Raw genomic sequence first — 25,402 nt, forward strand, 5'->3', positions numbered from 1 at the left:
GCTCTGTTACGACTTCCCGTTGGTACTATACTCGCTCATGAGCTCTTCTGTTCGTACTGGCTCTAATTTTGGTAAGACCAGATGAATAATAACTAGTGCAATTAAATACGAGCAACTGGCGACAATGAACATGGGCAGGTAGCCAAAGGCGGTGATAATCCGGCCAGCCAGCAAGGCCAGTAAGATGCCACCCACCGCCCCAAACATGCCTCCGATGCCTGTGACTGAGGCCACTACATTTCGGGGGAACAGGTCCGACGCAAAGGTATACATATTGGCCGACCAGCCCTGATGGGCAGCTGTGGCCAGGGCTATGAGCCCGATGGCAACGGTCAGGCTATTGGTTTGAGCCGCAAAGAAAATCGGGACCACGCAGAGCGCGCAAATGAGCATCGTTGTTTTCCGGGCACGGTTGGCCGACCATCCCCAGCGCATGAACTGCGTGCTAAGCCATCCGAAAAAGACGCTGCCCGCATCGGAAACCGCATAGATGATGAGAAACGGAATGCCAAAACTTTTCAAATCTAGCCGTTCGTTGAGAGCGTCGTTTGAGTTGAAAAAATCGGGAAGCCACGACATATAGAACCACCAGATTGGGTCGGCCATAAATTTGCCGATTGCGAACGCCCACGTTTGTTTATACCCCAGCAGCCGACCCCAGGAAACCTTTAGGGGCGGTAATTTCTCGTCGTCTTTCCGGATATAAGCTAACTCTGCCGCTGATAGCCTTAGGTTTCGTTCGGGCTTGCTGTACGTAAACCACCAGAACATAAGCAGGAAAAAACCCAGCATGCCTGTCACTAAAAAGGAACTACGCCAGCCAAAGGCTAAAATCAGGTAAGGAACGGCCAGCGCTGTCAGAATAATGCCCACATTGGCCCCCGCATTGAAGAGGCCATTGGCAAAGGAGCGTTCGCGCCGGGGAAACCACTCCGCTATGGTTTTAATGGACGATGGAAAGTTGGCTGCTTCGCCGAGGCCCAGTAAGGCACGCATCCAGCGCAGTCCGGCAATGGTATTCACAAAGGCGGTGAATACGGCCGCAATACTCCAGACCAGGATACCCACCGAGAAGCCCCGTCGGGTGCCTATCTTGTCAATGAGCCAGCCAACGAGCAGAAAACCAATGGCGTAAGTAAATTTGAAAGCCGCATCGACATCGCCATACAGTACCTTGAATCGGTCGGTTGCTTCTTTGGTGAGCATGGCATCGGGGGCAACACCGAGCATTTCTTTCCGGAACAACTCATCCGTCATGGTGAACGACAAGACCTGCCGATCGATGTAATTTATGGTCGTTGCCAGAAAGAGCAACGTAACAATACGCCAGCGAAAACGACCGGAGGGGGTGGGCATTTGCAAAGCAACTAAGATTTTTGGAAGAAAAGTCAGCGCAGGTGCTTTTTTACCTTACCTGGGTTGTAAGTTAGTAACCTATAAAAAAATACCCCGGAAGCCGGGAGAATTGACCCCGCTTCTGCTTTAATCCGCATGCACACACTGGCTCCCGCTTCCACGTTCTTGTCCGACGACTTTCTGTTGCAAACCGAAACGGCTCGTCGGCTCTATCATGACTATGCCCGGCAGATGCCGATTATTGATTACCACTGTCATCTGCCGCCTGACCAGATTGCCGCCGACCGTCAATTTGAGAATATGACACAGCTTTGGCTCCATGGTGACCATTACAAATGGCGGGCTATGCGTACGCAGGGTATTCCCGAGCAATACTGCACGGGGAATGCGAGCGATTGGGAGAAGTTCGAGAAGTGGGCTGAAACCATTCCTTATACGCTCCGAAATCCGCTCTATCACTGGTCGCATCTGGAATTAAAAAATCCATTCGGGATTACGGACGTGCTTAATCCGTCGACAGCGCGGTCAATTTATGATGCGTGCAACGAACAACTGCCGCACCTGTCTGCGCGGACACTGCTAACCCATTTTGATGTTCGGGTTGTGTGCACGACCGACGATCCGCTGGATTCGCTCGAACACCACCGTAAAGTAACTCAGGAAAGAGCCGCTCAGGAAAGAGCCGCTCAGGAAAGAGCCGGGAGCAATACTGCATTCGAAACGAAAGTGCTGCCTACCTTCCGCCCCGATAAGGCCATGGCGGCCGATGACCCAACGGCCCTGCGGGCGTATATGCACAAGCTAGGCGAGGTGACGAACCGGGAAATTCTGACCTTGACGCACTACCTCGACGCGCTGAAATCCAGACACGACTATTTTGCTGAAATGGGTTGCCGCCTGTCCGATCATGGCCTGGAGATGATTTACGCAGAGCCGTATAAAGAGAGTGATGTGCAACGGATATTCGACCACTTGCACCGGGGCGTTGCTGTTTCGCCGGTGGATGTGCTGAAGTTCAAGTCGTTCATGCTGGTGCAGTTTGCTGAGTGGGATCACGAAAAAGGCTGGACCCAGCAGTTTCACCTGGGCGCCCTTCGGAACAACAACATCCGCCGATTGCGCGATCTCGGCCCCGATACGGGTTGGGATAGTATCGGTGATTTTCCTCAAGCGGCTTCACTGTCTCGCTTTCTGGGGGGGCTGGATGACCGGAATAAACTAGCCAAAACGATTCTGTATAACCTGAATCCGGCCGATAATGAAGTGATGGCCACCATGGTTGGCAACTTCAACGATGGCTCCGTGCGGGGGAAGGTACAGTTTGGTTCCGGCTGGTGGTTCCTGGATCAGAAAGACGGCATGGAGAAGCAAATCAACGCCCTCTCGAACATGGGGTTGCTGAGTGCTTTTGTGGGAATGCTCACCGACTCGCGCAGTTTTGTGTCCTACAGCCGCCACGAGTATTTCCGGCGGATTCTCTGCAATCTTTTCGGAAACGACATCGAAAACGGCGAGTTGCCTAACGATATTGACTGGGTTGGGCAGATTGTTCAGGACATTTGTTATCGGAACGCAGAACAGTATTTTGGTTTCTAACCCAGTCAATGACGCACACCTTTGTCGATGTAAATAGGCCGTCTCCCGTACGGTTGCACGTGGTGCAGGCCGGCCCGACGGAGGGACCTCTCATTATTCTGTTGCACGGTTTTCCGGAGTTCTGGTATGGCTGGAAACACCAGATCGATGCGTTAGCGGAGGCTGGTTTCCGGGTCTGGGCGCCTGATCAGCGTGGCTACAACCTCAGTGATAAGCCGACGGGCGTCGAGGCCTATGCCTTGGATACACTGGTGGCTGATGTGGTTGGCCTGATTGATGCCGCCGGACGGCAAAAAGCCGTTGTAGTGGGTCACGATTGGGGGGCGGCTGTGGCCTGGTGGACGGCTGTGTCGTTTCCTGAGCGGGTCGAACGGCTGGTTGTGCTCAATGTACCGCATCCGGTGGCTATGAAAAAATTCGCCAGTCGTGATGTGGGGCAGATGCTGCGTAGCTGGTACATCGGCTTTTTTCAGTTGCCGGTAGTGCCCGAGTTGCTGGCTCGCCTGGGCAACGCAACGGCCCTGGTTAAAACGTTATTGGGCAGCAGCCGTCCCGGCACATTCAAGCGGGCGGATTTCTTGCAGTATAAGGCTGCGTGGTTGCAGCCGGGGGCCATAAACGCGATGATCAATTGGTATCGGGCCGCGCTCCGCATGCCACCGGCTAAACGTTCTTCTGTGCGGGTCACCGTGCCGACGTTACTGATCTGGGGTGTCCGCGATCAGTTTCTGAAACGTGAGATGGCCCAACTCAGCATTGACCTGTGCGATAATGGCCGTGTGGTGTTTTTCGAGGAAGCAACTCATTGGGTCCAGCATGAAGAAGCCAAACGCGTAAATGAATTGATACTAGCGGGCTAACCCGATGCGTATTGAGTGACCCCCATAGGTCGTGTCCTCACGACCCACTTTTCCGGATGGTTAGGCTGTTGTTAGAGGAATATGGAGCTACTATAGCCTTAGCCTGGCGGCTACGGTGAGAATACCGTCCCACGAATTGAAAAGAAATAGTAGCGAGCCAACCCGGACGTGTTAGCCCGCTAGTACATTTACTATTGTTTATAAACCTTCCCGTCTTTCATCACAAACCGTATGGCTTGCAGGGTTTTGATATTCTGAAGCGGGTTTTCATCCACAGCGATAATATCGGCAAATTTGCCCGTTTCAACCGAGCCAATTTGTGTATTCATACCCAGTAATGTAGCATTGGTCATCAGAGCCGCTTTGATGGCTTCTACAGGGGGCATGCCCGCTTCAACCATGTACTCAAACTCTTTTGCGTTGAAGCCGTGAATGTAAACACCTGCATCGGTGCCAAAGGCGATCTTAACGCCCGCTTTGTACGCTTTGGCAAACGTAGCCTGAATTTTCGGGCCAATCGCCAGCGCTTTTGGGGTAACCAGGGGCGGATAATACCCAAAATGCCGGGCCGAGTCGGCCGCTGTTTTCCCGGCAATGATCGTTGGCACGTAGTAGGTCCCGTATTTTTTGAAGAGTTCAATCGCTTCATCGTCCATCAGCGTACCGTGTTCGATCGTCTGAACCCCCGCTCTGATAGCCCGTTTCATCCCTTCGGCTCCATGGGCGTGGGCCGCTACGGCAAAGCCATAATCTTTGGCCGCATCGACCACCGCTTTGACTTCCTCTTCTGTAAACTGCGCCCCCGAGCCATCTTTCGCGTTGCTCAGCACACCACCGGTTGCCGTTATTTTGATCAGGTCCGAGCCATCTTTGTACCGTTGCCGAACGGCTTTTCGGGCATCTTCAGGACCGTTGATGACGCCATCTTCCGGGCCCGGATCACCCATGAGGTCTTTCCGATAGCCATTGGTCGGATCGGCGTGGCCACCCGTTGTGGCAATGGATTTGCCAACCGTCAGCACTCGTGGGCCATCAACCAGACCGGCATTGATGGCGTTACGAAGCGATACGTTTACGCCGGAGCCTCCCAAGTCACGGACCGTTGTGAAACCAGCCAGCAACGTTGTTTTAGCGTATTGAGCTGCCTGATAGGCAATGTCGGATGGATTTTTGGTGAACCCGTCGATAGCCCCGCCCCGGCGCGTCTGGCTTTCCAGGTGAACGTGCATGTCGATCAGGCCGGGCAAAACGGTTTTTGACTTCATGTCCAGCACCCGATCCTGGCCGACGGGGCTAGTATAGCCTTTCTGAACAGCAGTGATTTTGTTGCCTTCAACGACTACGGTCATTTGCGGCTGCAAGCCATTGCTGACACCATCGAAGAGGTTGCCACAGTGAATTAACGTCCGCTGGGCAAAAAGAGGAGTGGCCAGCAGCGACAAGCCTGCCAGTAAATACAGTTTTCTCATAAAAGAAGTTGGTTGGGTACAAAAAAGGGCTACAACGATACGTTGCAGCCCTCAAATTACAAAAACCCGTCGAACAACGCTTATAATTTTGATACCTGTACCACCGCCGTTTGTGGTTGTGTGGTGGAGGTAGAGCCTGGAAAAGGATTCACTTCGCGCAGGATCACTTTGTAGGTTTCGTTTTTCAGCGAAACTGTGGTTGAGTCGGGCCGTTTGTTCATACTTCCCGGATCAGCGCCTAACGACAGCCGAACAGCGGTTGAATCCGAATCTTTTGACAGCAATAATTTAACTTTTGCCTGCCCGGCCCAGATGCATATCGCATTCATTGGGCAGCGGCTATCCTGAATCGAATCGGCACGAACGACAACATCCGAACCCAGCCGGCCCGATTGATGTAAACCTAATGAAATAGAATCGGACGGGGTTGTTTCGGATGATTTGCAGGCTGAAAAGAGAAGCGCGCCAAGGATGAATAAACCAGAAAGTTGTTTTATTGAGTATAGCATAGGACTGGTACTTTATTTCTTATCAGGATACCAGCCCAAGAAAAAGGGTTGTAACGAAAGGCATAAATAACGAAAAAGTTTGCCCGCCGTATAGCCCATCACAGCTGTCGATTGATCTCACTCAGTAAGTAATCCTTAGGATCGCTGAAATATTCCCAGAACATAACTCCGGCCAACCCATGTTTTTTGACATAACTGCACTTGGCTTTCACCGATTCCTCATCATCGTAGGAGACGAACCGTTTAAGGTCGGCATTGTATAGATAAGGCGCTTTGGCCTTCCGATCCCAATACCGTTTGTACGCTGGATTGGTGAGTAAACTGTCTTTAATGAAGCTGTACCCTCCGCCCCGTTCTACTTTCGTAATGGTTCTTGGGTAGGACTTCGGGTCACCCGTTTGTAGTTGCCAGGCCCGCCCGTAAAAAGCAATGCCCAATACAAGCTTATCGGCCGGAACGCCTGCTTTTTCGTAGAGCTTCACGGCCTTGTCGCCCGAGGTTTCGTTATCGACTTTACCCGATGCGTACAGGTTTGTATGGTGGCCAGCCAGAGGCCCGCCGGTGAAAAAATCGTATGACATGACATTGATGTAATTCAGATATTGGTGTGCCTTCGCCATGTCGGTATGGGTAAAAATAGCGTCAAAGCCAGGCAGTGCTGTAGTCACCAGGTACTCCTTGCCAGTCTGTTGTTTCAAACTGTTCAGTTGTTCGCGCAAGGCTTTAAACAGCAGCGTGAAATTTTCCTTGTCTTCAGGCCGAAAGACGTTGTCTTCGCCCTTCATGCCGGGATATTCCCAGTCAATGTCGATGCCATCGAGTTGGTATTCCCGAACAATGTCCACAGCCGAAGCGGCAAAAGCTACGCGCCCTGTATCGCTCACGACAGCATCGGAGAAGTTTTCGCTCCAGGCCCAGCCGCCAATCGAAATGATGATTTTGAGGTCGGGGTTTCGGAGTTTAAGCTGGTTCAGGTGCTTGAAATTAGTCGAGTCGGTAGCGAGGTTATGCAGCCACGCCCTGTTCTTCCTGACATCCACGAAGGCGTAGTTGATGTGCGTTAGTTTTTCGGCGGCAATGTTGTCGGTGTTGACCAACCCGCGGAAACCGCCCACATAGGCAAGCACAATGGGTTTGGTTTTCGGGTCGGGTTTAAAGCCAGAATATAGGCCAGCCACTGCAGCCAGAGACGTGAGTAGATAAATTAATCGAAGCATGAAATGTGTCGGTTTGAGGGGCCTGTTATTGACGGATTCACCCCTGCTATTGTCGCATTGGCACACCAGTCAAAAACGGGTTTGCCGGTATCTTTGTAAGGTAAACTCAAAAACAAAACAACATACTTATGGCAACCAAAATTTTTATAAACCTGCCCGTTAAAGACCTCAACAAGTCGGTCGAGTTTTTTACTAAAATAGGCTACAGCTTTAATCCTCAGTTTACAGATGAGAAGGCTACCTGCATGATCATTAGCGAGGATATCTACGTGATGCTCCTGGTCGAGGAATTTTTCAAGAGCTTTACCAGAAAAGAAATCGTTGATACCACAAAAGGCAATGAAGCGATTATCTGCCTCTCTGCTGAAAGCCGGGAGGCTGTAGATGAGTGGGTGAGTAAGGCCGTAGCAGCCGGAGCAACGACGCCCAATGAGCCCCAGGATCAGGGCTTCATGTATGGGCATGGAATTCAGGATCGGGATGGCCACCTCTGGGAGATTATGTACATGGACCCCAGTGCCATTCAGCAGGAGCAGACCGAAGTTAGCGTTGCCTAAACGTATAGGTTAAGGACTTCAATCATTATAACGCCTGAGCATAGTCGCAGACTGTGTTCAGGCGTTATTTGTTGTTAAGTACAAGCGCTGATGTCGAGCATAATCGTCTGCGTGTTGAGTAAAAAATGTAGGGATTACCCTATTGGCTAACTCGCCAGCCTGAATCTACTTTTGAAAAGTTGACCTTGCCCGTTTTAAGTATACTGCACGCCGGGCGAGTAGTTAAATTCGGATACGATTTAGCCTTTGTCTATGGATGCCGAACGTGCAGGATTTACTGCCGAAAGACCGTATCCATCCCGGTGATGCCGAGATGAACCTATTCCTAAACATAACCTCATGAAAAACAGTGTAGTTACGCTCGGTCTTGGCTTGTTGACCGTCGGGCTGACGCAGGTTGGCTTAGCGCAGAAAACAAACGCCGAACGATCCCGAATTGCGGCCGACATGGAGAAATCCGTTCGTACGGAAATGCTTAACTACTGGTACCCACTGGCCGTAGACAAGGAGTTTGGTGGGTTTCTGAGTGCGTTTACCTACGACTTCAAGCCAACAGGGCCACAGGACAAGATGATTGTGACCCAGGCCCGGCACGTATGGACAACCGCCAAAGCCGCCGAGCGATACCCATCGGTTACCTATTACAAGAGCAATTCTCAGCATGGATTTCAGTTTCTGCGGGATAAAATGTGGGACAAGGAATACGGTGGTTTTTACACGCTGGTTGACCGAAAAGGAACGGTCAAAGGAGTTGGCAATAAAGAAGCCTACGGAAACGCGTTTGGCCTCTATGCGCTGAGTGCCTATTACCACATGTCGAAGGACACGGCCGCCCTGAATCTGGCAAAAAAGGCATTCAACTGGCTGGAACAGCATAGCCACGACCCGGTTTACAAAGGCTATTTTCAGCACCTGCAACGGAATGGTACACCCATCAAACGGGATGCCGCTGTGCCGTCTACGTCAGATCTGGGTTACAAAGACCAGAACAGCTCCATTCACCTGCTCGAAGCCCTCACGGAACTCTACTCTGTCTGGCCCGATCCACTGGTTCGGGAGCGCCTGACCGAGATGCTTCTCCTGATTCGGGATAAAATCACGACGCCCAATGGCAACCTGGTCTTGTTCTTCAAGCCTGACTGGACGCCCGTTTCGTTTCGGGATTCGTCGGAAGCGGTTATCCTCAAACACCGGAATCTGGATCATATTTCGTTCGGGCACGATGTCGAAACGGCTTACCTGATGCTCGAAGCATCGCATGCGCTGGGGCTGAAAAACGATGAAACGACGCTCAGGGTAGGCAAACGAATGGTTGATCACGCCCTAACGACGGGCTTCGACAAATCGGTGGGGGGCTTCTACGATCAGGGATATTATTTTAAGGATAAACCCGGCATGTCCATTATTCGGGAAAGCAAAAACTGGTGGTCGCAGGCAGAAGGTCTTAACACGTTGTTGCTCATGGCCAACAAATACCCCAATGATCCCATGCAGTATTTTGCCAATTACAAACTGCTTTGGCAGTACTGTCAGACCTATCTGATCGACCATGAACACGGGGATTGGTACGAAGAAGGACTGGACAAAGATCCCCAGCGCCGGACTGGTCAGAAAGGACACATCTGGAAAGCCGCCTACCACACCTACCGCGCCCTGACGAGCTGTGTCGATCAATCGCGGGAAAAGCCAGCGGGCCATTCACATACAGGTAAATAGATTTCCTAAACACATGACACAAACCAAAAACGACCCGTCGAGGAGACGCTTTCTGAAAACATCGGTCGCTGCTCTGGCGGGTACGGTTGGGGTTAACCCGCTCGCCGAAGCCTTAACGTTCGCTACCAACAAAGCCTCATTTATGCCTCCTTTAGGCGTATGTGCAGCCTACGAGAAAGCAGCTATGCTGAAAGAGCTGGGATATTCATTCATTGAAGAAAGCGTTGGTCGCTTTTTGCTACCCGATGGGGGCGAAGAGGCTTATGCCCGAAACGTACAGCAACTGAAAACGACGGGCATGCCCATCCGGTCGTATATCTATTTCTTCCCCGGCAGCTTGAAGTCGGTCGGGCCGACGCTACACCACGAGGCTATTTTGCAGCGCGCCGACCTGGCTCTGAAGCGCGCGAAGGAATGTGGTTCAAAAAACATTGTGTTCGGTAGTGGTGGTTCAAGAGCCATACCCGATGGTTTCGACCGCGATAAAGCCAAAGCCCAGCACATTGAGCTTTGTCAGAAAATGGCTCCTCTGGCCGAAAAACATGGGGTTACGCTGGCCGTTGAACCGCTTAACCGAAGCGAAACCAATTTCATTAACAGTCTGGCCGAGGGCGTAGAGATTATTCAGGCGGTTAATAATCCGTGGTTCAAGTTGCAGTGCGATATTTATCACATGCTGAAGGACGACGAAAAGCCGGAAGAAATCATTAAGTATAAAGAATACATTGTGCATTGCCATTTAGCCGAGAAACAAAAACGGACGGCACCGGGCATAGCGGGTGATGATTTCAAGCCATATTTCAGAGCCCTGAAAAAAATCAAGTACACCGGTGGCCTGTCACTGGAATGCAACTGGACTGATTTCGACAAGGAAGTAAAGCAGGGCATTGAGGTGGTCAAACAACAGTTCAGCGAACTTTGAGCGTTGGCCTGTTCGCGAGGTTTTTGATATGTGGTGATGTCAATTTCTTAAAACTGACATCACTTAGATGGCTGACGCATAGGTGTCTGTGAGGACACGGGACGCTTACTCACACAGACACAGGACAACACACAGAAAATCCATAACGCACCGTTCATCCTTAAATACTTCCGCAAGAAAAAGGGACGTTTATTCGGCTTGAGGACTTGCTTATCTTGCTCCTCTGTCCTCAATAACAACCGTATATGAAGCCCTTACGCCTTCTGTTACTGGCCTCGGCCATCCTCATTGCTCAACATAGTTTTGCGAAGCCAACCACGCCACTGGTTTATGAAGTGAACCTTAACGACCGGGCCAACGACCAATTCAAGGTAACCCTGCACGTGGCTGGGCTGACGGCAGACAATGCCATTTATCAATTTGCCTCTACGGCTCCCGGCACCTACCAGATTATGGATATTGGGCGTTATGTTCGGTCGTTCAAAGCATTTGATGGGAAAGGGCGCGAGCTGAAAACGAAACAAATCGCCACCAACCAGTGGCAGTTTGATCAGCCCCAAAACGTGCGTACCGTTCAGTATAGCATTCTCGAAACCTGGGATACGCCTGTGAATGAACACAAACCGTACAACATGTGCGGGACATCCATCGAAAAAGACCATGTTCTTATCAACGGACAGGGCGTATTTGGATTTCCGGGCGGTATGCAGGCGTCTCCCATTGAGGTGAAACTTGATTATCCCGTTGAATGGTCGGTTGGCACGGCTTTAGAGAAAAATGCGAAAGGCTATTTCACTGCTGCCAATTATGACCGCCTGGTGGATTCGCCCATTTTACTGGGCCGCCTGACCAAAGCCACCACGACCGTTGCCGGGGCGCAGATCGACGTGTATACGTATTCGAAAACGGATAAAATTAAGTCTGATCAATTGTTGACCAATATGCAGTCGATGCTTACGGCGGCAGGTCAGTTTTTGAAGCAGTTGCCTGTGAAACGCTATACATTTCTGTATCACTTTGAGGACCAGGATTGGGGTGCCTGGGAGCATTCGTACAGCTCGGAATATGTGATTCGGGAAGACGAATTTTCGAAAAAGCTGGCCGATAACATGACATCGATTGCTGCGCATGAGTTTTTTCACGTGGTAACTCCGCTGAACATCCACAGCGAAATAATTCAGCAGTTCAACTTCGTTACGCCCACACCCTCCGAGCACTTGTGGTTGTACGAAGGGGTAACGGAATGGGCTAGTGATGCCATGCAGTTGCGCGGTCAGATTATGGACTTGCCAACTTATCTCGATGAACTGAGCCAGAAAATTGCGTACGACAAAAGTTTGGATACAACATACAGCCTGAGCAAGCTAGGGTTGACCTGCTACACCGACGAAGGCCAGCGGCAATATGGCAACATTTATGCCCGTGGTGCGCTGGTGGCCGGGCTGCTGGACATCCGCCTGCTTGAGTTGTCGAACGGGAAGCGGGGACTGCGGGAGGTTATCAATGAACTGGCAACGACCTACGGGCCCAACCAGGCATTCCCGGAAAAAGAATTCTTTACCATTTTTACCCAAAAAACGTACCCGGAAATCGCCGACTTCTTCAATCGGTATATCAAAGCCACTGAGCCGCTGCCCTTTAGCGAGTATTATGGCAAACTGGGGATCACCTATACGCCTTCTGTTCCAACCGGGCAAAAAGCGCCTTCTATGGGAATGAGTGCGGGTTTAGTTGACAATAAGATCGTCCTGACAACCCTGGGCGACTCGTTGCGGAAAGCTGGCTTGCAGGAAAAAGACGAATGGATTGCCTATAATGGACAACCCGTTTCGCTGGAAACGATGCCTGCCATTCAGAATGAACTCAAGAAACAGGCTGTAGGGGATGTTTACTCACTGACCGTTAGGCGAAACGGCCAGGAGATAACGGTAAAAAGTACAGTAGTCGAAAAAGAGACGGTTAAGAAATACGTTTTTCAGGTCGATCCGCAGGCAACACCCGCGCAGGTACAACTGCGGGAAATCTGGCAACGGAATTTATAAAATCGTCTGGTGATGATAATCCAGTCGGTTCTCCTTAACGGCTAGTTCAGGCAGAGGGGGACAAGGTGTGTCAGTTTACTCTTTGTTGATTTGGCCAACAAAAGCTCAGCGTTGTGCAACGTCTTAGCCAGAAAAAGAACGACCTCCTGTTGATAGGCTTGTATGACGGCATCTACCGTAAAGTTATCCGCCTGGAATGTTAACATAGACCGGTTTAGGGGCAGATTTACCCGTATTTCTGGCTTGAGAACAACAACAATCGTTTGGGCATCCTTGTATGGATAGGCATCAGCCACAAAGGGAAGTTGAGTAACGGCAGTAATATCACGAATTAGCTTAGACATAAGTACGGTTGGTTTGATGCTGCTAATATAAGTCCATTTGTATTTTGGTAAATAAAAAGTTTATTATTTTGTTTAAACGTATATAATTTTTTGGGTTCAACGAGAGCCGCTTACCTTATAGTAGACGACACATAACCATTCCTAACCTTTTTTGACATCGAATTACATGAGCCTACTCCGACAAGTATTTGGGCCTTCTAAGGATGAAATTTGGCAGCAACTGGCCGCAGAAATACACGCTGACTATGTGGAAGGCGGCTTCTGGAAAGGTAGTAAAGTTGAAGCGAGTGTTCATGAATGGACAATAACGCTGGATACCTACGTTGTGTCGACTGGGAAAACACACATTGCGTACACCCGAATAAGAGCTCCTTATGTAAACAAGGATGGGTTTCGGTTTAAAATATACCGGAAGGGCGTCTTTAGCGGCCTTGGTAAAATGCTTGGGATGCAGGATGTTGAGATCGGCGTCCCCGATTTTGATGAGAACTTCATTATCCAGGGAAATGATGAAGCCAAGCTTCAGCTTCTATTCCAGCCGCTAAAAATTCAGCAACTGATCGAGGCTCAACCAGCTATTAACCTGGAGGTTAGAGATGACGATGGTTGGCTGTCGACTCAGTTTCCGGAAGAAGTGGACCAACTGGTGTTTAAGGTAGTTGGAGTTATTAAAGACGTTGAGCGCTTAAAGTGGCTTTATGAACTCTTCGCCGAAATTCTTCAACAACTCTGCCAGATTGGTTCGGCTTATGCAGATGATCCTAACGTAGTGCTGAAATGAGCGCTAAAGTTAGTTCAATGTGAATAACGGATTGATTCAATCGCTACGCGATTGAATCAATCCGTTATTCACGTCATCTAGTTCAGAAAGAGCGGGTTGAGGTGAGCTATTTTGTAAACCGTCGATTTTGCCAGTAACTCTTCCGCAGTCCGTAACGTCTCGGCTAAAAAAAGGACAACTTCCTGTTCATACGCTTGTATGACAGCAGTAACCGTAAAATTGGCGGCCTGGAAGGACAGTATCGACCGGTCTGGCGGTAGGCTCGTTCGTAGTGGAGATTTAAGAACAACAATAATCGTTTCAGTGTCTTTGTAGGGATAAGCATCGGCAACAAAGGAGAGATTATTGACGGCATTGAGTTCAATATCTAACTTAGTCATAGACACGATAGGTTAAAGATGGGTGGCTGCGAAAATTAATGGAGTTTACAGTAAACTACAGTAATTTAGATTGATGGTTGTGTTAATTTATTGCTAATAAAATGGCCTTGTCTGGTAACTTTCTTCCTGTAGTATACTCGTAAAGCCCATAAGACGCACTCATTTGAGAAGAGTCACAACCCAGAGGAATAAAAAAAGCCAGAATCAGGTGGTTAAAAGGCTTATTGAAGCAAGGCCAATAGGTCAGCTCTTGATAGCGATTTTACTATAGCCGTGTCGGTTTTAACCAGGTTGTCGGCCAGCTCTCGTTTGGTCTCCTGAAGTTCCAGAATCTTTTCTTCAATGGTGTTTGGGCATATCAGCCGAACGGCCACCACATTTTTCTTCTGGCCAATCCGGTAACTCCGGTCGATGGCCTGATTCTCAACGGCCGGGTTCCACCACGGGTCTACCAAGTACACATAATCGGCCTGGGTCAGATTCAGGCCCGTGCCGCCAGCTTTCAGGCTTATCAAAAATACCCGAACCGTGTCGTCGCTTTGAAACCGATTGACGCTGGCTGCCCGGTTGCTGGTTTGGCCGGTCAGGTACTCGAAGCCAATTTGTCGGGTTTCCAATTCCGTTCGGATCAGATCGAGCATGGAGACGAATTGGGAAAACACCAGGATTTTATGATTTGGGGATTTGTTCTCGATCTGTTCGAGCAGCAGGTCAATCTTTGCCGACGAGTCGCCATAAAACTCCTCGTCGTTGAGCAGCACCGGGCTGTTGCAAATCTGGCGTAGCTTGGTGAGCCCCTGTAACACGTGCAAGCGCTCTCTGGGAATATCGCCTTCCTTCGTTGTCAGCAGAAAAGTACGAAACTCCTGCTCGTAGGCGTCATACACCCGGCGTTGTTCCAGCCCCATATCGCAATGCAAAATCATCTCCGTTTTGTCGGGAAGCTCCGTGGCGACCTGGGCTTTGGTTCGGCGCAGAATGAAAGGCTTGATTTTGGCCTGTAGTTCGCGGGCCCGCTGCCGATCGTCGAACTTGTCGATAGGCGTCGAGTAATGCGCTTTGAAATGATTGTAACTGCCCAGTAGTCCCGGACAAGCGAAAGAAAGCTGCCCATATAAATCGAACGTGTGGTTTTCGATGGGCGTGCCGGTCAGTACGATCCGATTGCGGGACTGCAGTAGCCGGGCCGCCTGGTAGCGCTGTGATTCGGGGTTTTTGATGGCCTGCGATTCATCCAGGAAAACATAGTTGAACGAATATTCCTTCAGGAAACGAATCTCGGACAGAAGTGTACCGTACGATGTGAGAATGATCTCGTACTGATCGAAATCCTTCTTTTTCAGGCCGCGGTTCGCTCCGTAGAATGGCTGAATGCGGAGGTCAGGCGCAAATCTGGCTACCTCGGCCTGCCAGTTGAACAGGAGGGAAGTGGGCACAACAATCAGGTTCGTGTTGGGCCGTTTTTTGGTTCGTTGTAGCAGGATAAAGGCAATAATCTGAATCGTTTTACCCAGTCCCATGTCATCGGCCAGGCAACCGCCCAGCCCGAATTCGTCCAGAAAGTTCAACCAGTTCAAGCCTTCTTTCTGATAATTCCGAAGCGATGTCTTCAATCCGTCTGGCACCGCAACCGGGCGGATCGACTGGAAGTTGTTGAAATTTCGGGTGAATAGCGCCAACTGGTCTTTCACATCGCTCATCAACTCTTCTTCGGCGTACAGCTCCTGAATGCTGGAGAAACTGACTTTCGGGGTGCGAATGTGTTCCTCAACGACTTCGCCTGCCTGAAAATAGGCGGTGAAGCGTTCGAGCCACTCGGTGGGTAAGATGCCCAGTGTGCCATCATCGAGCGAAACAAACCGACTCTTGTTTTTTAGTGCTTTGTGCAGGTGTTTGAGGGATACCTGCTGCTTGCCATACGTTAACCCGAGCGACGTTTCGAACCAGTTTATGCCACTACTGACCGTAACCGAAACCTTCGCCTTATGCGGGTTAAACTTGTTGTTTTTGAGTGTGTTGAAACCAAGTATACGAATGCCCTGGCTGCTCCAGGCGTCGAAAGCGGGTAGAAACCAGCTCTCGTCGAGTGCATATTTTTTGTGGAGGTAGAAGCAGGGTTGGTGTAGCTGGTCGTAAAAATCCGGGTGCTGATTCAGTACGGCCATCGTAAACTGAATTTCGGCTTCTTCGTCACGCAGTACCGTAAAGGGCTTGCCTTTGCTATCGACCGACTGGATCTGGCGTTTCGACATAACCGGCACCTCGACATGACCGTACTTGATGACGGGCGTAATTAGAACATAATTTTCGGAGTCGGACAGATAAAGGATGCGCTCCCGTTCCTGCGTAAATCCAGCCTCGGCTAATTGCGCGGGCGTTGCCGGTTTCAGATAAGCGTAGTCGATCGACACCTGATCTTCGAGCCTGGACAGAACCGTTTGCTGGAACTCCTCGTATTTCGATTCATGAATGACAAGGGTATTGTTCTTCTTGTTGAAAAACTGAATAACGCGCAGATGGGCCGGGTGGTCGATCAGGTATAAACCGTCATCGAGCAGGATAAAATAATCGTACTTGAGAACTAGTTTGTGTAAGGGATACGACGTGCCGCTGAGCGTTAGCGAGCCCCAGATTTCATAAAAGCCGTCTACAATCCGAACGGTCAGGCGAAGAGCCGCCTTCAGAATTTCCAGCTTTACCGGGACAAGCGAGTGCGCGGTTATGTTTTCTGAAATACGGCCTGAATGATAATAAATCCCCTGCTTCAATGGATTTTGAACCACCAGTCGCAGGCTTTCCAGGTCGGTTTCTTCTTTTTTTGACCGGTGCTGATTCTGGAATTTGGCTACTGCCGAGTAAAATTTTACGTCAGCCAGGCTATCGGCTTTCGTTAGCAGGTCGAGAGGCTGTACTGGCGTAAGTGGGTTTTTTAGTTTACCGTTACGGGCCGTCGCGGCTTCAAACAACGCCAGGCAAAAATGATCAGCATAGCGGTGCTTGGTGAAGACCAGAATCCGTTTCAGAGTTGGCGGTGGCTCCGCAAAGGCAGGCACTTGTTGCCCTGAGCTGGGTAGTAAGCTGGCGGTCAGGTACTCTTTGTCGGCTTGGGTCAGTCGCAAAAGCTCGGCCCGTCGGGGGCGGATGTGGATCGTCTTGTGGTCAATCTCTACCTGGAAAAAGTCATCCAGCGGGCTTTCATTTTCGAGTCCATAGTCTTTGGCAACGCGCCTGATGGCTTCTCTCCGTAGGGCTTCATCGAAAAAGATACGTAATTCTATACGCCGAATGATGGCGGCTAACACCTGTACCTGATGCGTACACAGCTTATTGTTCGGCTCGGTACAGGAGCACGATATCAACAACGATTGCGCTGTTTGCCGGACAACAACGAGTGGAAAGTGAGCTCCGGTTGCCGTACTGGTGAAAGAGCCGTGATTGAGATCAATGACCTGCGGCACGATGTCTCCGTACTCTTCAGACGACGAAACGAACCCGCCACTATGTTTGGCTAACAGGCTATCGGTCAGGGTGGGGATTGTGATGGCTTCCAGCCGGTAGCCAACGGCTTCATTCAGATTGGTGTACTCATTCATAACATAGCTTCAGCCAGTTGCTCATCCATACTGGACTGCTTGCTTCGGTAGCGAATAACCCGCTCGCTGACCAAAAGGATGACTAACCCCATGAGTACGCAGGTTGTCATAATACCGACCATGGGAATAGCCGTGTTGTTATGCAAAAAGCTAACTGATGCGGAAATAATGGAGCCAAAGCCCATACGAAAGCTGCCCATCAGGGCCGCAGCACTGCCCGCATGACGGGTAAAAGGAGCCAGCGACAGGGCCGAGGCATTGGGATTGGTTAGCCCCTGTCCGCCCAAAAATAGAAACAGCATGCCAATCAGGCCGTATTGACCATACCAGCCCGCCCACGTGCCCACGACCAGCAGCAAGCCAACAACGGATTGGTAGATCAGGGTGGTAAGAATGATTTGCTCGTTGGTAAATCGCTTGAGCAGAAATTGATTCAATTGCGTAGGGGCAATTAAGGCAATGGCCAGAAAGGCGAAAATCCAGCCGTACTCCTGCGCGCTTACGTGATAGATATTCATAAACACGTCGGATGAACCCGCCAGATAGGCAAAGGGTGCGGCCGTGGCAATGCCACCAACGAGGGCGTAGGTCAGAAACTGAGGCTGCTTTAATACGGTAAAAAAACTACCCATTACGGCCTTCGGGTGGAGCGAGAGGGCAGGGTCGGGGAGCCGGCCGTTCGGTAGAACAAAATACACACCAATGAGGATGAGGGTGGTTATAGCCGCCAGGATAATAAAAATGGAATGCCAGCCAAAGGCAATCGTTGCGTAACCGCCAACGGTTGGCGCAATCATGGGCGAAACCGCAATAACCAGCGTAAGCAGGGAGAAGACCTGCGCAATCTGGGATACGGGAAACAAATCGCGCACCAACGCTTGGGCTGCCACCAGACCAACGCAGCCACCCAGTGCCTGTAGGAGCCGCATCGCAATGAGCGTGTTAATAGAAGTGCTCAGGGCACAACCCACGGAAGCCGCTATGTACAGGCTCAGGCCGACGTATAGCGGCAGCTTACGGCCAAACCGATCCAACAGGGGACCATAAAGCAGTTGCCCCACCGAAATGCCGATCAGGTAGGCCGTTAAAGACAATTGAACCTGCGAGATCGACGTGTGCAGGTCACTGGCGATGGCCGGAAAACCCGGCAAATACATGTCAATGGAAAAAGGGCTGACGGTAGAGAGTGTCCCTAAAATCAGGATAATAACAAAATGCTGTCGGCGAGTCATAAACTCAGAGTAAGGTACTTCTTTATAGACGTACCGGCCCAACCGATTGTTCCCTGAAACCGTGCGAATTGAGGGATGGGGCTGGCGTGTTGAACCCTAGCAACGAACTACGCTTACCTGGCTGTCCAGCTATTGTTGCTTTCGTCGGCGTCCATATAAATGCCGCCTTGCAGGCTAACCGACCGCACTTTCTTCTTGGTTGGCACCTTAACCGTGGCCTGTTTCTGATTCGCTTGCCAGATAGCGGGTGTCTGGTGAAACGTTTCAGAGGTGCCATCCGCAAACGTTATCACAACGTCGACCGGCGCTACGTACCCACCAATGTTCTGAATAGTGATTGCCGTTTGTGCTGCTGTCGGGACAACTTTCTGAATCGCGAAATCAATGTAGTTATTGCTGAAAAACCAGTTGTTCCAGAACCAGTTCAGGTTTTTGCCCGATGCGCTGTTGAAACTGTAGAACATATCCCAGGGCGTAGGGTGTTTTCCGTGCCATCGGTTCATAAACTCATGCAGGCTTTTCCGAAACAACTCATCGCCCAGTAACTCTTTCAAGGCCAGGTAACCGATGGCGGCTTTTCCATATTCATTATTGCCCATAGCGGCTCCGCTCAGGACGTTGGCAGGCGTAATGATCGGCAAATCTTCTTCTGCCGATGGGTCCTTGCTCCAGTATGCCACCCGAAACTGCTGAAAGTTTTCTGTAGCTTGTTTCGTGCCTAAATCGGCCTGGCTAATCAGGTACTCGAAGGCCGTTACCCACCCTTCATCCATAAATCCATAACGGGTTTCGTTGATGCCCATGTAGAACGGAAACCATGTGTGGGCAATCTCATGCTCGGCCACAAAGCGGGAAAAATTCAGGTCCTGCGTGGTCGCATCGTTCACCATCATCGGGTATTCCATATCGGCAAACCCCTGCACGATGGTCGTTTTAGGGTACGGGTACGGAATACCCGGCAGGTTGTTGGAAAACCAGTCCAGCGCATGCCGTCCGAAGCCAACCATTTGATGGAAGTCTTTCGCGGTATCTAAGAAAGCCGCCTGTACGCTGGATCGGCGGTTTGTTTTCTTGTCGACCACCACACTCGACGCGTCCCATACATAATGATTGCTGATGCACAACGCCATGTCGGGCACGTAACTGGCTTTCCATTTCCAGGCATTGACGGGCTGTTGCACCGTTACGTTTTTGGCCATCAACTCCGCCATCGTGGCCACATGCACGAGCGAATCGGTCTGCATGGATTCGTTCAGGCGTTTGGCATAAACTGGTTGCAGGACTTCGTTGGCATTCTGTAATTCGCCCGTTGCCCAGACGATGTAATCCTTGGGTACATTGACCGTTAATGTATAGTCATTAAAGTCATTATAAAATTCCTGCGCTTCGGTGAACTGGGTCATATCCCAGCCGTAGTAATCGTCCAGAACGGCCACCCGTGGGTAGAAATAAGCCAGAAAGAATGTTGTCGAATCCAGCGCCCCTTCCCGTCCGCTCTCGACAGAAACATCATAATGCCAATCGAAGGTAAGCTTCACCGAGTCATGGGGAACTACCGCTTTAGTTAACTGCATCCGTTGTGCGGTCAGTGTCCCGGCATCGGGAAATTGCCGGGTACTTGTGCCATCGGTGTATTTGTCGATGTGAATGCCGGACGTCATGTAATCGGCTGATGCAGGGCCCTGCCGGACAGCGCCGGGCTTATGGCTATTCAGAATTAGCTTAAAAACGAGTGTTTTCAGCGTATCGGGGCTGTTGTTGATATACGTAATCTCTTCTGTGCCGCGAATAGTCCGGCTGGGCGGGTTGACCGTAATGTTGATCGAATACCGGGCAAAGTTCTGCCAGTAATTTTTGCCGGGTTTGCCATCCATAGATCGGGTTCCTTTCTGGTAGGCTTTTTTAATATTGCGCGGCATGTATAATTCCTGAGCCTGGACCGATTCCGCAGTCAAGCTTATGAAGCAAACGAAGAGAAGTGCTCTGATCACGTTTTAATAAAAATTTGTCTGGTATACGAGTTACTGCAAGCTACAAAAAAGCCGGAAACCAGTCGGTATTCCCAAAAAAGCCGTCAGTAGATTGCTCTATTAAAATAGAGTAAGTACCGTCCGTGTTCAACTTATTTTTGGCTGGATATAAACAAATAGGTAAGTAAGTTGCTTATAAACTCATCAGATAAGTACCGCACGGATATAGAAACTGAGTGGATAAACACTAATTAATATTCCATTAGATTAAGTTATGGGTAACCCGCCCACTCCAATCGAGGAAGGTAGTCGGCTAGCAACTCTAAAAAGTTACGATATACTAGATTCACTTCCAGAAGCCGATTACGACGCTATTACCCAGGTGGCAGCCGCCATTTGCCAAACACCCATCTCTTTAATCAGTCTTGTTGACGATAAAAGACAGTGGTTCAAATCAGCACATGGGCTGAATAAGAAAGAAACCCCCAGAGAGTTTGCCTTTTGTGCACACAATATAATTGACCCCACTACACCACTGATCGTTCAAGATTCGCGCCAGGATGCTCGTTTTGCGGGTAATCCGCTGGTGACGGGTGACCCGCATATTGTTTTTTACGCAGGCATGCCTCTGGTTGACCCATCTGGCTATGCACTGGGATCCCTATGTGTCATTGACAATAAGGTCAGAAATTTAGACCAGACGCAGGTAGACGCCTTAAAGGTGCTGGCCCAGCAAGTGGTGAAGCTGCTCGAATTACGAAAGGCGAATGCTGCTTTAAAGGAGAGCGAGGAACGCTACCGAACGCTTTCCTTGGAATTAGACCGGCAGGTGCAGCACCGAACGGAAGAACTGACCGCAGCTAACGAAGCCCTTAGTGAAGCGAATACGTTGCTGAGCCGGTCGAACGAGAACCTACAGCAGTTTGCGTATGTAGCAAGCCATGATTTACAGGAGCCTCTCCGTAAAATTCAGCAGTTCGGTGATTTATTGAAGAGTCAGTTTATCGCAGCATCGGAGCAGGAACTGGTTTACCTGGAACGCATGCAATCGGCAGCCGGCCGAATGTCGACGCTAATTCGGGATCTGCTGAGTCTGTCCCGCATTTCGACCCGGCGTGATGCCAGGGTCACTATCTCGCTCAACGAAACCGTCAAGATGGCCCTGCTTGATTTAGATCTGGTGATGCAGGAAACCGGCGCAACCGTGCACGTAGGCTCTTTGCCGACATTTAGCGGTGATCATGCCCAGCTAAGGCGACTTTTTCAGAATTTAATGAGCAACGCGTTGAAATTTCGCCGTGCTGATGAATCAGGTAATCTTATTGCTCCCCAAATTCAGATAAACGCTCACCTCATATCCGAGGGTGACCTGCCCCCTACCGTGAAGCCTGCCCGAACGGCTACGGCTTACCATCGAATTGATGTGATTGACAATGGCATTGGCTTCGATGAAAAATACCTGGACCGCATTTTTCAGGTTTTCCAGCGGCTTCATGGTCGGAATGAATATGCTGGCACTGGCATCGGTCTGGCTATCTGCGAAAAAGTAGCGGCTAATCATGAGGGAATCCTCTGGGCGAGTAGTCAACTGGGCTTGGGCTCCACCTTTTTCGTGTATTTGCCCGTACAGACGGAAAGCCTAGAAGCCAGTTGAGTGAATCGCCTGATGAGGCAGGCGATTCACTCAGGCAGCTTGTCAACGTCTGGCGCCTGCTTTCGTCCCGGATGCCGTTGTCCCTTTATCTAAACCGGCTTCGGCCAGCAGCAGCAACAGTATCCGTTGCATACCCAGGTATCCTTTGTCATTCAACCACCACTCGTTCAGGGAATGTTCTCCTCCGCCAATGCCTCCGCTGCCGATGGTTACGGCCGGAATACCCAGCGCAATAGGCGTATTGGCGTTTGTAGAAGCCACTTCTAATTGAGGAGTTGCGTTCATGTAAGTAGTCACGGCCATGGCCCGCTGGACAATAGCGGTTGTCTGCTCAGTTTTCCCCGATGGCCGGTCGCCAATTTTCTTCACATCAACGGTGAGGTCGGGGCCTTGCCGTTTCATGCCGTTTTCTTCTGTCAAGGCCCGTTGTACAGCCGTTTGCAGTAACTGATCCACTTCATTGAGTTTTTCGGGACTTTCGGAGCGCATATCTACTTCCATCCACGATTCGTAGGGAATGGCATTCACCGATGTGCCGCCACCCACAACGCTGACGCTATAAGTGGTTTTCACGCCCTGCCGCGTAACCTTGTCAGCTTCCGTTGTGAAGTAATGAATAGCTTTTCCCAGCGCACCGTGCGGATTGACAATGCCAAATGACCCATAGGAGTGCCCGCCGGGCCCTTTAAACGTGATCCGATAGCGATGCGAGCCCAACCCACGATGAACAATCGAACTAATCCCATCGCCATCGACGGCAATGTATGAATCGACTTTCTGGCTTCCTTTTCGCAGTAAATGTTTAACCCCTCGAAGATCGCCCAGGCCCTCCTCACCCACAGCACCAACAAACAACACGTCGGCGTCGGTCTCGATGGCTGCCTTCTCCATGCCTTTCAATACGGCCAGAATAGCGGTCAGCCCACGCGTGTCATCGCCGATACCAGGCGCATAGAGCGTATCGCCTTTGTACTTCACTTTTACATCCGTGCCTTCCGGAAAAACAGTGTCCAGATGTGATTCGACCACAACTGTCCGTTTGCCAGAGCGGCCTTTCCGCTTGGCGATGACGTTACTAACTTCGTCGATCCAGACGGAGTCAGCGCCCGCTTCTTTTAGCATAGCCGCATATTTTTTGGCCCGAACACCTTCTTTAAATGGAGGAGAAGGCGTTTCAGTCAGGTTGAGGTGGTCCTGTTTTGTTTGCGGTTCCAGATCAACGAAAATCTGAAAGGCTTTTTTTACAGCGGGCTGATCGCCCAGCGCTTTTACTTCGTCAATGTACCGTTTATCGACCCCGGCAACGGGTGGCGTTTTTGGGTTGGTTTGCTGAGCCAGAAGGGGTAGGGTGGTGTAGTAAGTGGCAACAAATGCGAATGTAAATAAGGTAAGTTTTCGATTCATAAAGCGGTTGTACCCAATAAAACGTGCTAAAAGAAATAGGAAATGATATTATTCGGAGAAGTCACACTTTTATTTGGCATAAAAGGCTATTATTATGACAAACAATCATCGTAACGAGGGTAAAGTTATCCTTTATTCGGCTAAATGAAGAAATACTTACTTTGTCTTTTTGCTATCTATGTGCTAGGTGTCGCTCCGGCCGGAGCCCAGTCGTTCAAGGCCAAACACCTTCAGGAAGCGACCATCACCAGTTTACACGAAGCCATGCAGGCCGGTAAAGTAACCGCTGAGCAACTGGTTCAACTGTACCTGGATCGAATTGAGGCTTATGATAAACAGGGACCGTATCTGAACGCCATCATCATGGTGAATCCAAAAGCCCTGACCGAAGCCCGACGGCTCGACTCGCTCTATAAAGCAACCGGGAAACTGGTAGGTCCGCTGCATGGAATTCCCATTATTGTGAAAGATAATTACGATACCTACGACATGCCGACCACCAATGGGACGCTGGCCATGAAGAAGTCAATTCCACCCGATGATGCCTTTGTCATCAGGCGCATTCGGGAAGCGGGAGCGATCATTATTGCTAAGTCGAATCTGGCGGAGTTTGCCATGTCGGGGCAGTTTTCGGTCAGTTCCATTTTGCCGGGCTATTCGCGCAACCCGTACGATACCAAACGAACAACGGCGGGGTCGAGTGGGGGAACGGCAGCCGCCGTAACCGCTAATTTTGGTACCATCGGATTGGGCACAGATACCGGAAGCTCCATTCGTGGGCCAGCGTCTCACCAAAGCCTGGTTGGGTTTCGCCCGACATTGGGGCTCGTTAGCCGCGACGGAATTGCTCCGCTGGCCATGACCAACGACACTGGCGGGCCCATTTGCCGGACGGTGGAAGACGCTGTACGCGTGCTCGATGTGATTGCGGGATACGACAAAGCCGATACCGTGACCCGGCGGAGTCAGGGAAAAATACCCCAGACGTACCGCCAGTTCCTGGACAAAAATGGGCTGAAAGGCGCGCGTATTGGCGTATTTCGGCAGATGATTATGCCGAAAAATTCGGATCCGCAGGTGTATGCTCTATTCAACAAGGCGTTGGATGAGCTTCGAGCGGCTGGTGCTATCGTGATCGACTCGGTTCGGGTGCCTGAACTGGATACGATCAACAAGTCTTTTGATACCATTCCGCAGTTAAGACGCGATTTTAATCTGTACCTGGCCAGTCTGGGACCCAATGCTCCGCATAAAACACTGGCATCTATTATAAAGTCGAAGCAGTTTCATCCCTATCTCGAAAAATCGTTGCTGGACGCCCAGGCCGATACCCTGGCCCCCGAAGCCCATAAAGGGTGGGGGAAGAACCTGGCCTTACGCGAACGGCTGCGCCAATTATTGCTGCGGGCAATGGATTCAACGCAGGTCGAGGTGCTGGTGTATCCATCCTTTAGCTACCCGCCCCGCCTGATCGGGGATTTGAATACACCGTCTGGCACGAACAACAATGCCTTGTCGCCACCGACGGGATTTCCGGCTTTTTCGGTGCCGATGGGGTTTACCTATGGCAGCCTGCCCGCCGGTTTGCAGTTTTTCGGCCGACCGTATAGCGAACCGACACTCATCAAATTAGCCTATGCCTACGAGCAGGCTACGCACCATCGGCAACCTCCCGAAAGCACACCGGTTCTGTCGAAGAAAAAGAACAAGAATAGGATAGTTCAGTAGTAGAATGTCCGTATGGATTTCAAGCAGAAGAGCCCGGCAAGTACCGGGCTCTTCTGCTTAACCATATAAGGT

At 50.5% G+C, this 25,402-nt stretch carries 19 protein-coding genes; 9 read left to right on the plus strand and 10 right to left on the minus strand.

The genetic code is table 11. The features are described from left to right. Nucleotides 1-6: 6 nt before the first annotated feature. A complete protein-coding gene (locus SD10_RS06915) occupies nt 7-1,356 on the minus strand; it encodes an MFS transporter (protein ID WP_046376282.1) in 1,350 nt (449 codons plus the stop codon). A gap of 135 nt (nt 1,357-1,491) precedes the next feature. Between SD10_RS06915 and uxaC the strand changes: the two genes are divergently transcribed. Continuing rightward, the gene (gene uxaC, locus SD10_RS06920; protein ID WP_046376283.1) at nt 1,492-2,952 is read left to right on the plus strand and encodes a glucuronate isomerase; all 1,461 of its coding nucleotides are present in this window, start codon (nt 1,492-1,494) and stop codon (nt 2,950-2,952) included. Between the two features lie 8 nt (nt 2,953-2,960). Beyond that, nucleotides 2,961-3,812: an alpha/beta fold hydrolase gene (locus SD10_RS06925; RefSeq protein WP_046376284.1), complete on the plus strand. Its 852-nt coding sequence runs from the start codon at nt 2,961-2,963 to the stop codon at nt 3,810-3,812. A gap of 191 nt (nt 3,813-4,003) precedes the next feature. On the opposite strand, the gene SD10_RS06930 is transcribed toward SD10_RS06925, so the two are convergent. From SD10_RS06930 to SD10_RS06940, 3 genes are all read right to left on the minus strand, one after another. Continuing rightward, complete coding sequence (locus tag SD10_RS06930) at nt 4,004-5,281, minus strand: metal-dependent hydrolase family protein (RefSeq protein WP_046376285.1); 1,278 nt, start codon at nt 5,279-5,281, stop codon at nt 4,004-4,006. An 80-nt stretch (nt 5,282-5,361) separates the two neighbouring features. Further along, nucleotides 5,362-5,790: a hypothetical protein gene (locus tag SD10_RS06935; RefSeq protein WP_046376286.1), complete on the minus strand. Its 429-nt coding sequence runs from the start codon at nt 5,788-5,790 to the stop codon at nt 5,362-5,364. Nucleotides 5,791-5,888: 98 nt separating this feature from the next. Beyond that, nucleotides 5,889-7,007, minus strand: a complete 1,119-nt coding sequence (locus SD10_RS06940) for a glycoside hydrolase family 18 protein (RefSeq protein ID WP_052731100.1) — start codon at nt 7,005-7,007, stop codon at nt 5,889-5,891. A 128-nt stretch (nt 7,008-7,135) separates the two neighbouring features. Between SD10_RS06940 and SD10_RS06945 the strand changes: the two genes are divergently transcribed. The 4 genes from SD10_RS06945 (at nt 7,136) to SD10_RS06960 (ending at nt 12,244) form a co-directional block, all read left to right on the plus strand. After that, entirely contained in the window at nt 7,136-7,564 is a 429-nt protein-coding gene (locus SD10_RS06945) for a VOC family protein (RefSeq protein WP_046376287.1), read from the plus strand. 339 nt (nt 7,565-7,903) lie between these two features. Then, nucleotides 7,904-9,280 carry an AGE family epimerase/isomerase gene (locus SD10_RS06950; protein ID WP_046376288.1) on the plus strand — a complete coding sequence of 459 codons (1,377 nt, stop codon included), beginning with the start codon at nt 7,904-7,906 and terminating at the stop codon, nt 9,278-9,280. A gap of 13 nt (nt 9,281-9,293) precedes the next feature. After that, nucleotides 9,294-10,202, plus strand: coding sequence for a sugar phosphate isomerase/epimerase family protein (locus SD10_RS06955; protein ID WP_046376289.1), 909 nt, complete (start codon nt 9,294-9,296; stop codon nt 10,200-10,202). A gap of 245 nt (nt 10,203-10,447) precedes the next feature. Next, a complete protein-coding gene (locus SD10_RS06960) occupies nt 10,448-12,244 on the plus strand; it encodes a M61 family metallopeptidase (RefSeq protein ID WP_046376290.1) in 1,797 nt (598 codons plus the stop codon). A 41-nt stretch (nt 12,245-12,285) separates the two neighbouring features. Here the strand turns inward: SD10_RS06960 and SD10_RS06965 are convergent, their stop codons facing one another. Further along, entirely contained in the window at nt 12,286-12,588 is a 303-nt protein-coding gene (locus SD10_RS06965; protein WP_046376291.1) for a hypothetical protein, read from the minus strand. Nucleotides 12,589-12,754: 166 nt separating this feature from the next. Here SD10_RS06965 and SD10_RS06970 point away from each other — a divergent pair, with 166 nt between their 5' ends. Beyond that, nucleotides 12,755-13,369: a hypothetical protein gene (locus tag SD10_RS06970; protein WP_046376292.1), complete on the plus strand. Its 615-nt coding sequence runs from the start codon at nt 12,755-12,757 to the stop codon at nt 13,367-13,369. Between the two features lie 77 nt (nt 13,370-13,446). Here the strand turns inward: SD10_RS06970 and SD10_RS06975 are convergent, their stop codons facing one another. The 4 genes from SD10_RS06975 to SD10_RS06990 all read right to left on the minus strand — a co-directional run bounded on the left by SD10_RS06975 (nt 13,447) and on the right by SD10_RS06990 (nt 20,493). After that, nucleotides 13,447-13,749 (minus strand): hypothetical protein, encoded by a 303-nt coding sequence (locus SD10_RS06975; RefSeq protein WP_046376293.1) that lies wholly within the window; start codon nt 13,747-13,749, stop codon nt 13,447-13,449. A 221-nt stretch (nt 13,750-13,970) separates the two neighbouring features. Next, the gene (locus SD10_RS06980) at nt 13,971-17,342 is read right to left on the minus strand and encodes a DEAD/DEAH box helicase (protein WP_052731101.1); all 3,372 of its coding nucleotides are present in this window, start codon (nt 17,340-17,342) and stop codon (nt 13,971-13,973) included. Then, complete coding sequence (locus SD10_RS06985) at nt 17,339-18,574, minus strand: multidrug effflux MFS transporter (protein WP_046376294.1); 1,236 nt, start codon at nt 18,572-18,574, stop codon at nt 17,339-17,341. The genes SD10_RS06980 and SD10_RS06985 overlap by 4 nt, the downstream gene beginning before the upstream one ends. A 113-nt stretch (nt 18,575-18,687) precedes the next feature. Further along, a complete protein-coding gene (locus tag SD10_RS06990) occupies nt 18,688-20,493 on the minus strand; it encodes a M1 family metallopeptidase (protein ID WP_158500546.1) in 1,806 nt (601 codons plus the stop codon). A gap of 325 nt (nt 20,494-20,818) precedes the next feature. Here SD10_RS06990 and SD10_RS30360 point away from each other — a divergent pair, with 325 nt between their 5' ends. Continuing rightward, complete coding sequence (locus SD10_RS30360; protein WP_046376295.1) at nt 20,819-22,198, plus strand: GAF domain-containing sensor histidine kinase; 1,380 nt, start codon at nt 20,819-20,821, stop codon at nt 22,196-22,198. 42 nt (nt 22,199-22,240) lie between these two features. Here the strand turns inward: SD10_RS30360 and SD10_RS07000 are convergent, their stop codons facing one another. Continuing rightward, nucleotides 22,241-23,602, minus strand: a complete 1,362-nt coding sequence (locus SD10_RS07000; protein ID WP_046376296.1) for a M20/M25/M40 family metallo-hydrolase — start codon at nt 23,600-23,602, stop codon at nt 22,241-22,243. A 144-nt stretch (nt 23,603-23,746) separates the two neighbouring features. On the opposite strand from SD10_RS07000, the gene SD10_RS07005 reads away from it, so the two are divergent. Continuing rightward, the gene (locus SD10_RS07005; protein ID WP_046376297.1) at nt 23,747-25,330 is read left to right on the plus strand and encodes an amidase family protein; all 1,584 of its coding nucleotides are present in this window, start codon (nt 23,747-23,749) and stop codon (nt 25,328-25,330) included. The last annotated feature ends 72 nt before the right edge of the window (nt 25,331-25,402 follow it).

It is taken from the genome of Spirosoma radiotolerans, from assembly GCF_000974425.1.
GTDB classification, from domain to species: domain Bacteria; phylum Bacteroidota; class Bacteroidia; order Cytophagales; family Spirosomataceae; genus Spirosoma; species Spirosoma radiotolerans.

What these genes read in the sequence shown, in the direction of transcription:
- SD10_RS06915 (WP_046376282.1), bottom strand. Translation starts at nt 1,356, where the DNA reads ATGCCCACCCCCTCCGGTCGTTTTCGCTGGCGTATTGTTACGTTGCTC.
- uxaC (WP_046376283.1), top strand. Translation starts at nt 1,492, where the DNA reads ATGCACACACTGGCTCCCGCTTCCACGTTCTTGTCCGACGACTTTCTG.
- SD10_RS06925 (WP_046376284.1), top strand. Translation starts at nt 2,961, where the DNA reads ATGACGCACACCTTTGTCGATGTAAATAGGCCGTCTCCCGTACGGTTG.
- SD10_RS06930 (WP_046376285.1), bottom strand. Translation starts at nt 5,281, where the DNA reads ATGAGAAAACTGTATTTACTGGCAGGCTTGTCGCTGCTGGCCACTCCT.
- SD10_RS06935 (WP_046376286.1), bottom strand. Translation starts at nt 5,790, where the DNA reads ATGCTATACTCAATAAAACAACTTTCTGGTTTATTCATCCTTGGCGCG.
- SD10_RS06940 (WP_052731100.1), bottom strand. Translation starts at nt 7,007, where the DNA reads ATGCTTCGATTAATTTATCTACTCACGTCTCTGGCTGCAGTGGCTGGC.
- SD10_RS06945 (WP_046376287.1), top strand. Translation starts at nt 7,136, where the DNA reads ATGGCAACCAAAATTTTTATAAACCTGCCCGTTAAAGACCTCAACAAG.
- SD10_RS06950 (WP_046376288.1), top strand. Translation starts at nt 7,904, where the DNA reads ATGAAAAACAGTGTAGTTACGCTCGGTCTTGGCTTGTTGACCGTCGGG.
- SD10_RS06955 (WP_046376289.1), top strand. Translation starts at nt 9,294, where the DNA reads ATGACACAAACCAAAAACGACCCGTCGAGGAGACGCTTTCTGAAAACA.
- SD10_RS06960 (WP_046376290.1), top strand. Translation starts at nt 10,448, where the DNA reads ATGAAGCCCTTACGCCTTCTGTTACTGGCCTCGGCCATCCTCATTGCT.
- SD10_RS06965 (WP_046376291.1), bottom strand. Translation starts at nt 12,588, where the DNA reads ATGTCTAAGCTAATTCGTGATATTACTGCCGTTACTCAACTTCCCTTT.
- SD10_RS06970 (WP_046376292.1), top strand. Translation starts at nt 12,755, where the DNA reads ATGAGCCTACTCCGACAAGTATTTGGGCCTTCTAAGGATGAAATTTGG.
- SD10_RS06975 (WP_046376293.1), bottom strand. Translation starts at nt 13,749, where the DNA reads ATGACTAAGTTAGATATTGAACTCAATGCCGTCAATAATCTCTCCTTT.
- SD10_RS06980 (WP_052731101.1), bottom strand. Translation starts at nt 17,342, where the DNA reads ATGAATGAGTACACCAATCTGAATGAAGCCGTTGGCTACCGGCTGGAA.
- SD10_RS06985 (WP_046376294.1), bottom strand. Translation starts at nt 18,574, where the DNA reads ATGACTCGCCGACAGCATTTTGTTATTATCCTGATTTTAGGGACACTC.
- SD10_RS06990 (WP_158500546.1), bottom strand. Translation starts at nt 20,493, where the DNA reads ATGCCGCGCAATATTAAAAAAGCCTACCAGAAAGGAACCCGATCTATG.
- SD10_RS30360 (WP_046376295.1), top strand. Translation starts at nt 20,819, where the DNA reads ATGGGTAACCCGCCCACTCCAATCGAGGAAGGTAGTCGGCTAGCAACT.
- SD10_RS07000 (WP_046376296.1), bottom strand. Translation starts at nt 23,602, where the DNA reads ATGAATCGAAAACTTACCTTATTTACATTCGCATTTGTTGCCACTTAC.
- SD10_RS07005 (WP_046376297.1), top strand. Translation starts at nt 23,747, where the DNA reads ATGAAGAAATACTTACTTTGTCTTTTTGCTATCTATGTGCTAGGTGTC.